Below are 12,386 nucleotides of genomic sequence, written 5' to 3'. Positions count from 1 at the left end.
ACTAGACTGTGGCCAAGCAGCCACATTCAGATCACATCCATGGGGGAGTTGAAAATGTCAAAAGAGGTTTCCATGAAGTTGCTGCCGGCATTGTTGCTGGTCGCGTTTTCGGGGACAGCGAGCGCGGCCGGGTTTAGCTTGTTTTCCCAGGGCAGTGGTCTGGGTAACGCTTACGCCGGTTCGGCAGCCAAGGCTGATGATGCCAGTACGATCTACTACAACCCGGCCGGAATGACGCAACTCAAGGCGCGCGAGGCTTCGGGAGGATTGGTACTGGCGCGCCCGATTTTCAAGTTCGACAATGACAATTCGCAGGTTGGCGTGTTTAATGCGGCGGGTGATGGTGGCGACGCGGGAGCTTGGGGAGCAGTCCCAAATGGCTACCTCTCCTGGGCCTTGAACAAGGACCTGTATCTGGGTATCGGCATTGGTGCGCCTTTTGGTCAGAAGACCAGTTATGACGTGCCGTGGAAAGGCAGTGCCCAGTCAAACGAGTTCGAGGTTGTTACGATCAATATCAACCCCTCGATTGCTTATCGAGTCAACGACAAATTTTCGCTTGGCGGTGGCGTCAGTTGGCAATACCTCAAGGCCGATTACTACAAGCGCCTGGGTACCTCCCCCGTGCTTGGGGCAGCCAAGACTCACTTGAGCCTTTCGGACGATGCCTGGGGCTGGAATGTCGGCGTTCTGATGACACCGTCGCCTTCGACCAAAGTGGGTTTGTCCTATCGCTCGGCCATTCAGTACCATGCGGACGGCACGAACAATGTTAACGGCGCGGCCGGTCCGGCCAGTGACTTTGTTGCTGGGCAACTCATCAGGGTAGGGGTACAGAGCGACGTGGAGGCCGACATCAAACTTCCGCAGACTGCGATTCTGAGTGTCGCCCAGAAGCTCAGTGACCGCTGGGAAATGCTCGGAGATGTGTCGTGGATGGGCTGGAATTCGATCGACACCATCGACATCTATCACACTTCGGGGCCACAAAATGGCGGGCAACTGCTCTCCCTGCCGGCGCACTTTCAGAATACCTACCGCGTCGCCCTGGGCGGCAATTACAAGTACACGGACGCAGTGACGCTCATGTTCGGCTTGGCCTATGACCAGTCGCCGGTCAAAAATCCTGAGACGCGTCTGTCGGCAATGCCCGACAACGATCGCATCTGGTACGCTTTAGGAGCGAAATGGAAGCCCGATCAAGCGCAGACTTTTGAAGCCGGGATGATGTACGAGTATATCAAGGACGCCAATATCAACCACTCCGAGCCTGGCCAGGGTACGCTCAACGGCAACTACAAGGGGTCCGGCGTCTGGGTTTTTGGCGGCCAGTACTCGATGGCTTTTTGATTGTGCGGCACAGCTCCGCAAGAAAACCCCGGATTCCGGGGTTTTTTTTTTGCGTGGGTGCGGTTGGGCGCGTGATCGTTGCGCCGACTCCCCTTGGCTTGTTGACGCTGGCACTGTATCGGGTATAATTCAAACGTTCGTTTGAGTGTTTTTGGAGAAGCGCGGCGGGGTGTTCCCGGCGAGCGTGGATAAACAGACAGGAGGACAGCTTGAGCAACTTCATCGTACGCAGGGCCGCGGTACTCGGGGCGGGGGTGATGGGCGCGCAAATTGCTGCGCATCTCGCCAACGCCGAAGTGCCGGTGCTACTTTTCGATCTGCCCGCCAAAGAGGGTGACGCCAACGGAATCGTCAACCGCGCCATCGGCGCACTCCGCAAGCTCGAGCCGTCGCCGCTGGCCAGCAAGGATCGCGTCGCCTACATTGATGCCGCCAACTACTCGCAGCACCTTGAACAATTACGCGATTGCGATCTGATCATCGAAGCGATTGCCGAAAAGACTGAGTGGAAAGACGATCTCTATCGCCAGATCGCGCCGTTCATCGCGCCAGATGCGATCATCGCTTCAAACACCTCGGGTCTGTCGATCAATCGTCTCTCCGAAGGCTTGCCTGAGGCTTTGCGTTCGCGTTTCTGCGGTATCCATTTCTTCAATCCGCCGCGCTACATGCACTTGGTCGAACTGATCGCCACGCAGAGCACCGACCCGGCGCTGCTCGACAATCTCGAATCATGGCTGGTCTCGCGGCTCGGCAAGGGTATCGTGCGCGCTCGCGATACGCCGAACTTCATCGCCAATCGGGTGGGCGTCTTCTCGATCCTGGCGGTGATGCACCACACCGAACGCCTCGGCCTGGGTTTCGACGTCGTCGATGCGCTCACCGGTCCGCTCATCGGGCGCCCGAAGAGCGCCACCTATCGCACTGCCGATGTCGTCGGCCTTGACACGCTGGCGCATGTCATCAAGACCATGCAGGACAGCTTGCCCGACGATCCCTGGCACGGCTATTACGCCGTTCCCGCCTGGCTGTCGGCGCTGATCGGCAAGGGCGCGCTCGGTCAGAAGACGCGCTGCGGGATTTTCCGGAAGGACGGTCGGGCGATCAAGGTGCTCGACCTGGCGGCTCAGGATTATCGCGAAACGGCCGCCGAGATTGATCCGGAAGTACTGGCGATCCTCAAGAACCGCGATCCGGCCGAGAAGTTCGCGCAGTTGCGCGCCAGTGCGCATCCACAGGCACAGTTCCTGTGGGCGATTTTCCGCGATATCTTCCACTACGCCGCTTTCCACCTTGCTGAAATTGCCGATAACGCCCGCGATCTCGATTTCGCCATGCGTTGGGGTTTTGGCTGGGCGCAGGGGCCGTTCGAAAGCTGGCAGGCGGCGGGCTGGCAGGCAATCGCCGCAGCCGTCAAGGCCGACGTCGATGCTGGCCAGGCGATGAGTCCGGCGGCGCTGCCGGGGTGGGTCTTTGGCCAGGTCGCCGAAAAGGGCGTGCACACGCCTCAAGGCTCCTACTCGGCGAGCGCCGACAGCTATCAAACGCGTTCGGCGCTGCCCGTCTATCAGCGACAGATATTCCCCGAACGGGTATTGAGTGAAACCGCGTTTAGCGGTGCGACGGTCTGGGAGAACGACGGTGTTCGTTTGTGGACGCTGCCGCAGCTCGACGACGGCATCGCCATTGTCAGCATCAAGACCAGGAACCATACCCTCGGACGTGAGGTGATCGTCGGCTTGCAGGAAGCCGTGGCTCGTGCGGAGGCCGGCTACCGTGGCCTGGTGCTTTGGCACGAGGCGCCATTCGCCTTTGGTGCCAACCTCAAGGAAGTCAGCGAAGCCATCGCCGCGGGTCAGTTCGAGCTGCTCGAAAAATACGTCGCCGAGTTCCAGAACACGTCGATGGCGCTAAAGTACGCCACGGTGCCGGTGGTCGCCGCCGTCCAGGGCATGGCTCTTGGCGGCGGCTGTGAGTTCCTGATGCATGCTGCCAAGCGGGTGATTGCACTGGAGAGCTACATCGGGCTGGTCGAAGCCGGTGTCGGTCTGATCCCGGCTGGCGGTGGCTGCAAGGAGTTTGCCATCCATGCCGCACAGCATGCGGCGAAGAGCGCCGGAAACGACCCTTTCGAGTTCATCCAGCCGGTGTTCATGACCGTCGCCATGGCGACAGTATCGAAGAGTGGCGCGCAGGCCAGGGAACTTGGCTTCGCCGTCGACTCGGACAAGATTGTCTTCAACGCCAAGGAGCTGCTTTATGTCGCGCTGCGCGAGGCGCGCGGACTTGCCGAGGCGGGCTATTACCCGCGCCTGTCGCCGCGTCAGATCAAGGTCGCCGGTCGCACCGGTATCGCCAACTGCGAAATGATGCTGCTCAACATGAAGGAAGGCGGCATGATTTCGGCACACGACTACACGGTCGCCAAGGCAGCAGCCACGGCGCTGTGCGGTGGCGATGTCGAGACCGGATCGCAGGTCGACGAGCAGTGGTTGTTGAGTGTCGAGCGCCAGCTCTTCGTCGAACTGCTGAAGAACGAGAAAACGCAGCAGCGCATCCAGCACATGCTGACCACCGGCAAGCCGCTACGCAACTAACTCGGCAACTGCGCGAGCAAGGAGAACAGATCATGAGTAAACAGATTCAGGACGCTTACATTGTCGCTGCGACGCGGCTGCCCGTGGGCCGGCGCAAGGGCATGCTCGGGCACGTTCGTCCCGACGACATGCTGGCCCACGCCATCACCTCGGTGCTGGCACAGGTGCCGGCGATTGACCCGGCGTTGGTCGAGGACGTGGTCGTCGGCTGCGCCATGCCCGAAGCCGAGCAGGGAATGAACGTCGCGCGTATCGGCCTGCTGCTGGCCGGTATGCCGAATACCGTCCCCGGGGTGACCGTGAACCGCTTCTGCGCTTCCGGCGTGCAGGCGGTGGCCATGGCGGCGGACCGCATTCGTCTCGGCGAAGCCGACGTGATGATCGCTGCCGGCACCGAAACGATGTCCCTGATGAACCAGATCATGGGCAACAAGATCGCTCTCAACCCGGCGATCTTCGCGAAGGACGAGAACTACGCGATTGCTTTCGGGATGGGCCTCACCGCTGAAAAGGTCGCCGCACAGTGGAAGATTTCGCGCGACGATCAGGATGCCTTTGCAGTGGCCTCGCACCAGAAAGCCTGCGCGGCGATCGCCGCTGGCCATTTCAAGGCCGAGATTTCGCCATACGCGGTGACTGCACGGCTGCCGAATCTGCAGACCGGCGACGTGCAGGTCAAGGAGTTTATGGCTGAGAACGACGAAGGCCCACGTTCCGACAGCAGCGTCGAGCGGCTCGCTCGCTTGCGGCCGGCGTTCGCCGCGCGCGGCTCGGTCACCGCCGGTAACAGTTCGCAAATGTCCGACGGCGCAGCGGCAGTGCTGGTGGTATCGGAAAAAATCCTCAAACAGTTCAATCTGCAGCCGCTGGCGCGCTTTGCGGGCTTTGCGGTGGCGGGCGTGGCGCCGGAAATCATGGGCATTGGCCCGGTCGAGGCGATCCCGCGGGTGCTCAAGCAAGCCGGAGTCCATCAGGACGACGTGGACTGGTTCGAGCTCAACGAGGCCTTTGCCGCGCAGGCGCTGGCCGTGATGCGTACGCTCGAGCTCGATCCGGCGAAAGTCAATCCCCTCGGCGGGGCGATTGCCCTGGGCCACCCACTGGGAGCAACCGGCGCCGTCAGAACGGCGACGCTGATGCATGGACTGCAGCGCACCAGGCAACGTTATGGCATGGTGACCATGTGCATTGGCACTGGCATGGGCGCCGCCGGGCTGTTCGAGTCCATGCGCTAGATTTCCGGCAGTCGCCTAAGAAGTTCCTTTGTAGAGTCCAGGTATATGGCATAATTGCGGCAGGGCAGTTGGCGCTGCGGCTAAGTGAGCGGTCAACGGCGGTTTCCGGGATAATGTCTGGCAAACACAGTCACTAGGGCGCGCCATGGATTTCGAGCTACTGGGCAATGCGGGCTGGCGTGAAGGCTTGATTCTGGTCATCGTGCTACTGCTGTCTTACATCGTCGTCCTTTTTCTGCGCATGCGTCGCTTGCAGAACGAACGCAGCGTCTCCGCCATACCACCGCAGCTTGCGCAGTCAGCGCTGGCAGCTTATACCGGCATCCAGGAAGTGGATGCCGCAGTGCCTGCGACGCCAGTGCCTGCCGCAGCAGAGATCAAGGCCAAAGCCAGCGCTTCGGGCGCGTCTGCGGAAGCGGCCAGTGCAGCGGCAGCGGTCCCGGCAGAGGCCGCTGAGGAACTTGACTTCGCCTGGAACGAGCCGCCGCCGGAAATTCCCGGGCAGGCGCTGATCGACGCGCTGCAGGAAGACGTCTATCACCTGCGTTGCGCAGTCGACGAACTGCGCGACGAATTGCGCGAGGGCTTGTTGGCAGCCCGCGAAGACTTCCGGCACCAGTTGTTACAGATCTCGCAGATTGCGGAGTCGTCGGCGCAGGCCGCTTCACCGCTGTACAACGATGCCATGCAGATGGCCGCCCAGGGGCAGGACGCGGCAACGATCGCACAGCACTGCGGCATTGCTCGCGCCGAAGCGGATCTGGTGGTGGCTCTGGTGCGCAATCGCAACGACGGCAGTTAACCGAAGAGCAGGGGTGGCAGATGGTGGCTCGACAGGGGACTAAGGCCAAGGCCGGAGGCGCTGAAGTTGCGCCGGCCGCGGGCCGAGCTCAGCCAGTGGTCGAGGCGAGTTCCGATCTCAAACGCACACTGCTTTGGCGGATGGGGCTTGCCGGTCTGATGGTTCTGGCACTGCTTGGCGTGCTGGCCCTGTTCGACCATGCCAACGCGCCGGATGATTCGCTGACCGGACAGCAGTTCACCGAACCGGTACCGGTCAGGAAAAACGAGCCCGTGCAGCCGCTCACGGCGGCTGAAACGCCGCTTGCAGCGCCCGTTGAAGAGCACGCCGTAAGCAGCGCCGTAAGCAGCGAGCCGGCCGCTCCTGAATCTGCCAGCGAAGTCGCGAGCGCCCCTGGCACTGAAAGCCCTGCCAAGAAAAAGTATGCCGGCGGCACGCACACGCGGCCGCTGTCGAAAGCCGGTGACGGCGCAGGCGATGAGCCAGGCGCACGTCCCGCAACGCCTCCGCCTCCACCGCCGCAGGTGGCCGCCACGCCGGCTTTGCCGCCTCCGGCCAGAAGGCCCTCAGAGAACTCTGCCAGCATGGCTACGCCGCCGCCGCTGGTCGAAACGCCTCCCGCCGTTGCGGTACGGCTTGTTTCCGGCTTCATCGTGCAGTCGGGGCTGTTCTCTGATCTGGCTCTGGCCGAGGAATGGCAGGCACGACTGGCGCAGGAAGGAATTCCCTCGATGGTCGAGGCGCGCTTGCAGATCGGCCCTTTCAAGAATCGCAGCGAGGCCGAGGCTGCTCGCCGGCAACTCAAGAAGCTGGGCATCGATGCGCCGAGTACGGTACGCAGGTTCGGCAAGCCCTAGACTCTTTCAGGCGCCTGTCGCTCGCAGTTGTTGCTGCAGGCGGCGGGCGAAAACACGCATTTCCCTGGCAGCCTGAACGTCGCCTTTTCCTTCGGCGACGACGATTCCCTGTTCATAGGCAGCCAGGGCTTCCTGCGGGTGAGCGTCTTCGCTCAGTGCTTTGCCGAGCAGCTTCCAGGCGGCGGAGTAGGTTGCGTCAAGTTCGACCGCTTCCCGCAAGCGCCCGGCCGCCTGTTGGAAATCGCCGGCCTTCAGGTGCTCGTTGCCCAGCGAATAGCGGAGCAGGGCGCCGTCGCGCGGACCGCCGAGCAGTTTTTCGAGATTGGTGATGATCGCAGTGCTCATTTACACTCTCCCATTTAAAGTCGAAGCATTTTAGAGGACACCACCATGGCAAGAAAAATCATCTCGACCACCGCTGCGCCGGCGGCCATCGGCACCTACTCGCAAGCGGTAAGAGTTGGCAATACGGTCTATCTGTCTGGTCAGATCGGCCTCGACCCGGTGAGTATGGACCTTGTCGAAGGAATCGATGCGCAAATCGTGCGCGTCTTCGACAACCTCAAGGCAGTCGCCGAAGCGTCCGGCGGTTCGCTGGCCGACGCCGTCAAACTGAATGTTTACCTGACCGATCTGGCGCACTTTGCGAAGGTCAATGAGGCGATGAAAAGCTATTTCGCGGAGCCTTTTCCGGCGCGCGCTGCGGTTGGCGTCGCGGCTCTGCCGCGCAACGGCCTGGTCGAGGCCGACGCGGTGCTGGTCCTCGGCGGCTGATGCCGCCTGCGGACGAGATCGACGCGCCGCCAGCGATCAGGAGCCGGCTGCACAAGCTGGGTCTCGAGCGGCGCGAAGACCTCGTCCTGCACCTGCCCCTGCGCTACGAGGACGAAACGCGCGTCACGGCCGTCGCCGAGGCGCCGCTGGGCGTGCCGCTGCAGATCGAGGTGTTGGTCGTCGATAGCGTGGTCAGCATGGCGCCGCGCCGTCAGTTGCTGGTCACCGTCAGCGATGTCGGTGACGTCAGCGTGGGTGGGGACCAACAGAGCCTTCTTCGCCTGCGCTTTCTGAGCTTCTACGGCAGCCAGCAGCGGGCTTTCGAGAACGCGCGTCGGCATCGACTACGGCTGCGCGTCTTCGGCGAGATCCGTGACGGTTTCCTCGGGCTCGAGATGGTACATCCACGCTACCGCATCCTGAATGCTCAGGATTCGCCGAGCACCGATGACGCCCTACCGCAGTCGCTGACCCCCGTTTATCCGACCACCGCCGGGCTGGCGCAGGGGGCCTTGCGCAAACTCATTGCGCGCGCCCTGCGCGAGGTCGATCTCGGCGAGCTCCTCGACGCCACTTGGTGCGCGACGCATCGCCTGCCTGCCCTGGCGGCGGCGGTGGGCCTGTTGCATTCGCCGCCGCCCGAGCTTGCCGCAGCCACGCTGCAGAGTCGCAGCCATCCGGCGTGGCGGCGGATCAAGTTCGACGAGCTGTTGGCGCAGCAGCTGTCGCTGCGCCGTGCCTATCTGGCGCGCCGGCGCAAGGGAGCGCCGCTGCTGCGCGCAGCCGGCCGGCTGGCAGAGAGTCTGCTGGCGGTGTTGCCTTTTCCGCTGACCGGTGCGCAGCAGCGCGTTGCTGCCGAAATTGCCGCCGACCTCGAGCAGCCCTTCCCGATGCAGCGCCTGCTGCAGGGCGATGTCGGCTGTGGCAAGACGATCGTCGCCGCACTGGCTATTTGCCAGACCATTGAGGCGGGTTATCAGGCGGCCTTCATGGCCCCGACCGAAATTCTCGCCGAGCAGCACTTCCTCAAACTGAGCGCCTGGCTGGAGCCGCTTGGCGTCGAAGTGCTGTGCCTGTCGGGTCGTCTCGGTGCGAAGAACCGGCGGACGCTGCGACAGCAGGCGGCGACGACGGCGCAACTGGTTGTCGGAACACATGCCCTGATCCAGGAAGGCCTGGATTTTGCCCGCCTCGGCCTGGCGATTATCGACGAACAGCATCGCTTCGGCGTCGTGCAGCGACTCGACTTGCGGCGCAAAGGGGGCAATCCGCACCAGCTGATGATGTCGGCGACACCGATTCCGCGCACGCTGGCGATGAGCTATTACGCCGATCTCGATGTTTCGCTGATCGACGAAATGCCGGCTGGCCGCTCGCCGGTGCGCACCCGGCTGTTCTCGGCTGCGCGCCGTGCGGAAGTGACGGCCGCCGTGCGTGGTGTGGTTGGCGCGGGGCGACAGGCTTACTGGGTCTGCCCCTTGATCGAGGAATCGACAAAGCTGCAACTGCAGGCTGCGCTCGACACGTACACGGCTTTGCTCGGCGAGCTGGCGGGTCTGCGCATTGGTCTGGTGCACGGCCGTTTGGGCAGTGCCGAGAAAGCGGCCGTGATGGCCGCCTTCGTTGCTGGCGAGATCGACGTGCTGGTGGCGACGACGGTCATCGAAGTGGGTGTCGACGTGGCCAACGCCAGCTTGATGGTCATTGAACACGCCGAGCGCTTCGGGCTCGCGCAGCTGCATCAGTTGCGTGGACGCGTCGGGCGTGGCGGCCATGACTCGGTTTGCGTCCTGCTCTATCAGCAGCCATTGTCGGCAAGCGCGCGGGCGCGTTTGAAGATCATTTTCGAGCACAGCGACGGTTTCGAGATTGCGCGCCAGGACCTTCGTCTGCGTGGTCCCGGCGAGTTCATCGGCAGCCGCCAGTCGGGCGTGCCACTGCTGCGCTACGCCGACCTCGAAGTCGATGCCGACCTTGTCGAACTGGCGCAAGAGATGGCGACGCAACTGCTGCGTGACGATCCCGAGCGTGCCGCGCGCCATCTCCGGCGCTGGCTGGGAAATCGCGAAGAGTTGCTGAAAGCTTGACGCGCCAGCGGTCAGTAGCAGCAATGGATTGCGTCACTACGCTACGCTAACGGCCAGTCGGCAACAAACTTTAGCGCCGTCGCTTCGGCCCGTACCGCGCTGCCAGGCCCGGGGGGCGCCTATCGTCGCCAGAGTTTTTTGGAGTAACACGTTCCAGCGCCGCAGCGCGCGATTGGGAAGCTCGCGAACGACCTCCAGAAAGTCGTCGCCATCGTCGCTTTCCAGAGCCACGATACTTGCTCAAGGCGGTTGCGTTTGCCTTTCGAACGAGGCAAGATTCGCCCTCCGCGGGAGGTTCGAGCCCGCGTCCAAATGCCCTTAGCTCGCCTCGCCTTGCCTCGCATCACATCACTCATGTCTCTTTCTGCAAGCCCGCGCGCATCGGCAGGCGCCAATACCCGCAATCCGGTGCTCTGCGCCAGTGCCCTGGCGCGCCTGTTCTGGGCGTTCGGCGCGCTGCTGTTGCTGTGGACGACGGTGTTCTGGGCGCTGCACTGAACGCCGCGTCAGCGATGCCCGAGAACACCTCAAACCGGTCACCGAAGCTCCCGCCGATCCTGCGCTTCGACAATCTGACGCTGGGCTACGATCGCCATCCTGCGGTTCACCACCTGCACGGAGAGATTGCCGCCGGCAGCCTGTTGGCCATCGTCGGCCCCAACGGCGCCGGTAAATCGACGCTGCTCAAAGGCATTGCCGGCGAGCTGCGACCGCTGCAAGGCCGCATCCACCTGCAGGGCGTGCAGCGCCAGCAAATCGCTTATCTGACCCAGCTGACGACGCTCGACAGCAGCTTTCCTATGGTCGTTCACGACTTCGTGGCAATGGGGCTGTGGCGCGAGATTGGCGCCTTTGGCGGTCTCGACCGGGCCCGGCGCCAGCGCATTGCCGCGGCGATCGACCTGGTTGGCCTGAACGGCCTCGAGAGGCGTCCGATCGGCGCACTCTCGGGCGGTCAGTTGCAGCGTGCGCACTTCGCCCGCGTCCTGCTTCAGGATGCTCCGCTGCTCCTCCTCGATGAGCCCTACGGCGCCATCGACGCAGCCAGTGTTCGTGACCTGGCGGCGCTGGTGAGGCATTGGCATGGCGAAGGGCGGACCGTCATCGCCGTCCTGCACGACCTCGAGCATGTTCGTCAGGAGTACCCGGAAACGCTGCTGCTGGCGCGCGAGATCGTCGCCCGCGGCGCTACCGCAACGGTGCTCAGTGACGCCAATCTGTTGCGCGCCCGGCGCCTCGCCGAAGGACGTAGCGACGACGCGCATGCCCCGATCTGTCACGCTGACCAGGACGCCGGATGAGCGAAACGCTGTCCAGCATCCCGCTGCTCTCGCCGTTCATCGAGTTTTCTTTCATGCGTCGGGCGCTGGCCGGTTGTCTGGCGCTGTCGCTCGGTGCGACGCCGGTCGGCGTCTTCCTGATGCTGCGCCGGATGAGCCTGGCCGGCGATGCCATGTCGCACGCGATTCTGCCGGGGGCTGCTATTGGCTACCTGATTGCCGGTCTGTCGCTGCCGGCGATGACCATCGGTGGCCTGGTCGCCGGTCTAGCGGTGGCGGTACTCTCCGGCGGCGTGGCACGCAACTCGGTGATCAAGGAAGACACCAGCCTGGCGACTTTCTACCTGATCTCGCTGTCGGCCGGCGTGTTGATCATCTCGCTACGCGGCAGCAGCGTCGACCTGCTGCATGTCCTTTTCGGCAGCGTACTGGCGCTCGACGACGCTGCCCTGCAGCTGCTCGCAGGCTTTGCCTCGCTGTCCGTACTGGCGCTCGCGCTCGGTCTGCGCCTGTTCGTCCTCGAAGGTTGCGACCCGGCTTTCCTGGCGCGTATCAGTCGCCTCGGACCCGTCGCCCACTATGGCTTCATGGTGCTGCTGGTGCTCAATCTGGTCGCCGGCTTTCACGCGCTGGGAACCCTGATGGCGGTCGGGATCATGATTCTTCCGGCGGCTGCGGCGCGCTTGTGGGTATGCAATGTCGGACCGCTGCTGCTGATCGCCGTGTGCGTCGCGCTGCTCGGATCCGTCATCGGCCTGCTGCTCTCGTATTATGCAGACCTGCCGGCCGGTCCGGCGATCGTGCTGACCCTGGGCGGCCTCTATCTGCTCTCGCTGCTCGTCGCTCCGCTCGGACCCCTGGCCAGCCGTTGGCGGTCGGGCTGGCACTTCGAACGCTGATTCGAACGCCGAGTCCAGCACTCCATTGGGGAAGAGCATGAGAAAAACCTTACTCAACACACTCCAGCGCTGGCTGGCAATGATTTTTCTGCCGCCGGCTGCGCTGCGGACCGCCGCTCTGGTGATCCTCCTGGGCGCTCAGCCTGGCGCGGCAACAGCGGTCGAGCTGCTGCCGGTGGTCGCCAGTTTCAGCATTCTCGGCGACCTCACGCAACGCGTCGGCGGCGAGCACGTGCAGGTGTATACCCTGGTCGGCCCGCTGGCGGACGCGCACGTGTACCAGCCGACGCCGGCCGACGTGAAGAAGCTCGCGCGCGCGCGGCTGGTGGTCGTCAATGGCCTCGGCTTCGAAGGCTGGATCGATCGCCTGATGCAGTCGTCCGGCTATCGTGGGCCGATTGTGGTGGCCAGCAAGGGCGTCAAGCTTCTTGACAAGGAACCCGGGCCTGGCCAGCATCGCGGGCACGATCACGCGGCCGATGTCGACCCGCACGCCTGGCAGGAC

12 protein-coding genes are annotated in these 12,386 nt (G+C 63.4%); 11 read left to right on the top strand and 1 reads right to left on the bottom strand.

Features of this window, described 5'->3' with window-relative positions:
• Window positions 1–54 precede the first annotated feature (54 nt).
• The 5 genes from V5B40_RS14895 to V5B40_RS14875 all read left to right on the top strand — a co-directional run bounded on the left by V5B40_RS14895 (window position 55) and on the right by V5B40_RS14875 (window position 6,841).
• Complete coding sequence (locus V5B40_RS14895; RefSeq protein WP_332355242.1) at window positions 55–1,350, top strand: OmpP1/FadL family transporter; 1,296 nt, start codon at window positions 55–57, stop codon at window positions 1,348–1,350.
• Between the two features lie 209 nt (window positions 1,351–1,559).
• Window positions 1,560–3,947 (top strand): 3-hydroxyacyl-CoA dehydrogenase/enoyl-CoA hydratase family protein, encoded by a 2,388-nt coding sequence (locus V5B40_RS14890; protein ID WP_332355241.1) that lies wholly within the window; start codon window positions 1,560–1,562, stop codon window positions 3,945–3,947.
• A 32-nt stretch (window positions 3,948–3,979) separates the two neighbouring features.
• On the top strand, window positions 3,980–5,182 hold the full coding sequence (locus V5B40_RS14885) for an acetyl-CoA C-acyltransferase (RefSeq protein WP_332355240.1): 1,203 nt from the start codon (window positions 3,980–3,982) through the stop codon (window positions 5,180–5,182).
• 145 nt (window positions 5,183–5,327) lie between these two features.
• The gene (locus tag V5B40_RS14880; RefSeq protein WP_332355239.1) at window positions 5,328–5,984 is read left to right on the top strand and encodes a DUF2802 domain-containing protein; all 657 of its coding nucleotides are present in this window, start codon (window positions 5,328–5,330) and stop codon (window positions 5,982–5,984) included.
• A 95-nt stretch (window positions 5,985–6,079) separates the two neighbouring features.
• The gene (locus V5B40_RS14875; protein WP_332355238.1) at window positions 6,080–6,841 is read left to right on the top strand and encodes an SPOR domain-containing protein; all 762 of its coding nucleotides are present in this window, start codon (window positions 6,080–6,082) and stop codon (window positions 6,839–6,841) included.
• Between the two features lie 6 nt (window positions 6,842–6,847).
• Here the strand turns inward: V5B40_RS14875 and V5B40_RS14870 are convergent, their stop codons facing one another.
• Window positions 6,848–7,186 (bottom strand): hypothetical protein, encoded by a 339-nt coding sequence (locus V5B40_RS14870; RefSeq protein WP_332355237.1) that lies wholly within the window; start codon window positions 7,184–7,186, stop codon window positions 6,848–6,850.
• Between the two features lie 45 nt (window positions 7,187–7,231).
• Between V5B40_RS14870 and V5B40_RS14865 the strand changes: the two genes are divergently transcribed.
• The 6 genes from V5B40_RS14865 to V5B40_RS14840 all read left to right on the top strand — a co-directional run.
• A complete protein-coding gene (locus V5B40_RS14865) occupies window positions 7,232–7,615 on the top strand; it encodes a RidA family protein (RefSeq protein ID WP_332355236.1) in 384 nt (127 codons plus the stop codon).
• Window positions 7,615–9,702 (top strand): ATP-dependent DNA helicase RecG, encoded by a 2,088-nt coding sequence (gene recG, locus V5B40_RS14860; RefSeq protein WP_332355235.1) that lies wholly within the window; start codon window positions 7,615–7,617, stop codon window positions 9,700–9,702. The genes V5B40_RS14865 and recG overlap by 1 nt, the downstream gene beginning before the upstream one ends.
• Window positions 9,703–10,056: 354 nt before the next feature.
• The gene (locus V5B40_RS14855; protein ID WP_332355234.1) at window positions 10,057–10,200 is read left to right on the top strand and encodes a hypothetical protein; all 144 of its coding nucleotides are present in this window, start codon (window positions 10,057–10,059) and stop codon (window positions 10,198–10,200) included.
• Window positions 10,201–10,214: 14 nt separating this feature from the next.
• A complete protein-coding gene (locus V5B40_RS14850) occupies window positions 10,215–11,003 on the top strand; it encodes a metal ABC transporter ATP-binding protein (RefSeq protein ID WP_332355233.1) in 789 nt (262 codons plus the stop codon).
• On the top strand, window positions 11,000–11,881 hold the full coding sequence (locus V5B40_RS14845) for a metal ABC transporter permease (RefSeq protein ID WP_332355232.1): 882 nt from the start codon (window positions 11,000–11,002) through the stop codon (window positions 11,879–11,881). Before V5B40_RS14850 ends, V5B40_RS14845 begins: the two co-directional genes overlap by 4 nt.
• 37 nt (window positions 11,882–11,918) lie before the next feature.
• On the top strand, window positions 11,919–12,386 hold a 468-nt coding region (locus V5B40_RS14840), incomplete at its 3' end, for a metal ABC transporter solute-binding protein, Zn/Mn family (protein ID WP_332355231.1).

Origin of the sequence: Candidatus Accumulibacter meliphilus, assembly GCF_036625345.1 — a bacterium.
Lineage (GTDB): Bacteria > Pseudomonadota > Gammaproteobacteria > Burkholderiales > Rhodocyclaceae > Accumulibacter > Accumulibacter meliphilus.
The sequence above is the reverse complement of the archived record's forward strand: the minus strand, read 5'-3'. Positions and strand labels throughout refer to the sequence as shown.

Coding starts and splice junctions, on each gene's coding strand:
- V5B40_RS14895 (WP_332355242.1), top strand. CDS start 55: ATGTCAAAAGAGGTTTCCATGAAGTTGCTGCCGGCATTGTTGCTGGTC.
- recG (WP_332355235.1), top strand. CDS start 7,615: ATGCCGCCTGCGGACGAGATCGACGCGCCGCCAGCGATCAGGAGCCGG.
- V5B40_RS14845 (WP_332355232.1), top strand. CDS start 11,000: ATGAGCGAAACGCTGTCCAGCATCCCGCTGCTCTCGCCGTTCATCGAG.
- V5B40_RS14885 (WP_332355240.1), top strand. CDS start 3,980: ATGAGTAAACAGATTCAGGACGCTTACATTGTCGCTGCGACGCGGCTG.
- V5B40_RS14855 (WP_332355234.1), top strand. CDS start 10,057: ATGTCTCTTTCTGCAAGCCCGCGCGCATCGGCAGGCGCCAATACCCGC.
- V5B40_RS14880 (WP_332355239.1), top strand. CDS start 5,328: ATGGATTTCGAGCTACTGGGCAATGCGGGCTGGCGTGAAGGCTTGATT.
- V5B40_RS14865 (WP_332355236.1), top strand. CDS start 7,232: ATGGCAAGAAAAATCATCTCGACCACCGCTGCGCCGGCGGCCATCGGC.
- V5B40_RS14850 (WP_332355233.1), top strand. CDS start 10,215: ATGCCCGAGAACACCTCAAACCGGTCACCGAAGCTCCCGCCGATCCTG.
- V5B40_RS14870 (WP_332355237.1), bottom strand. CDS start 7,186: ATGAGCACTGCGATCATCACCAATCTCGAAAAACTGCTCGGCGGTCCG.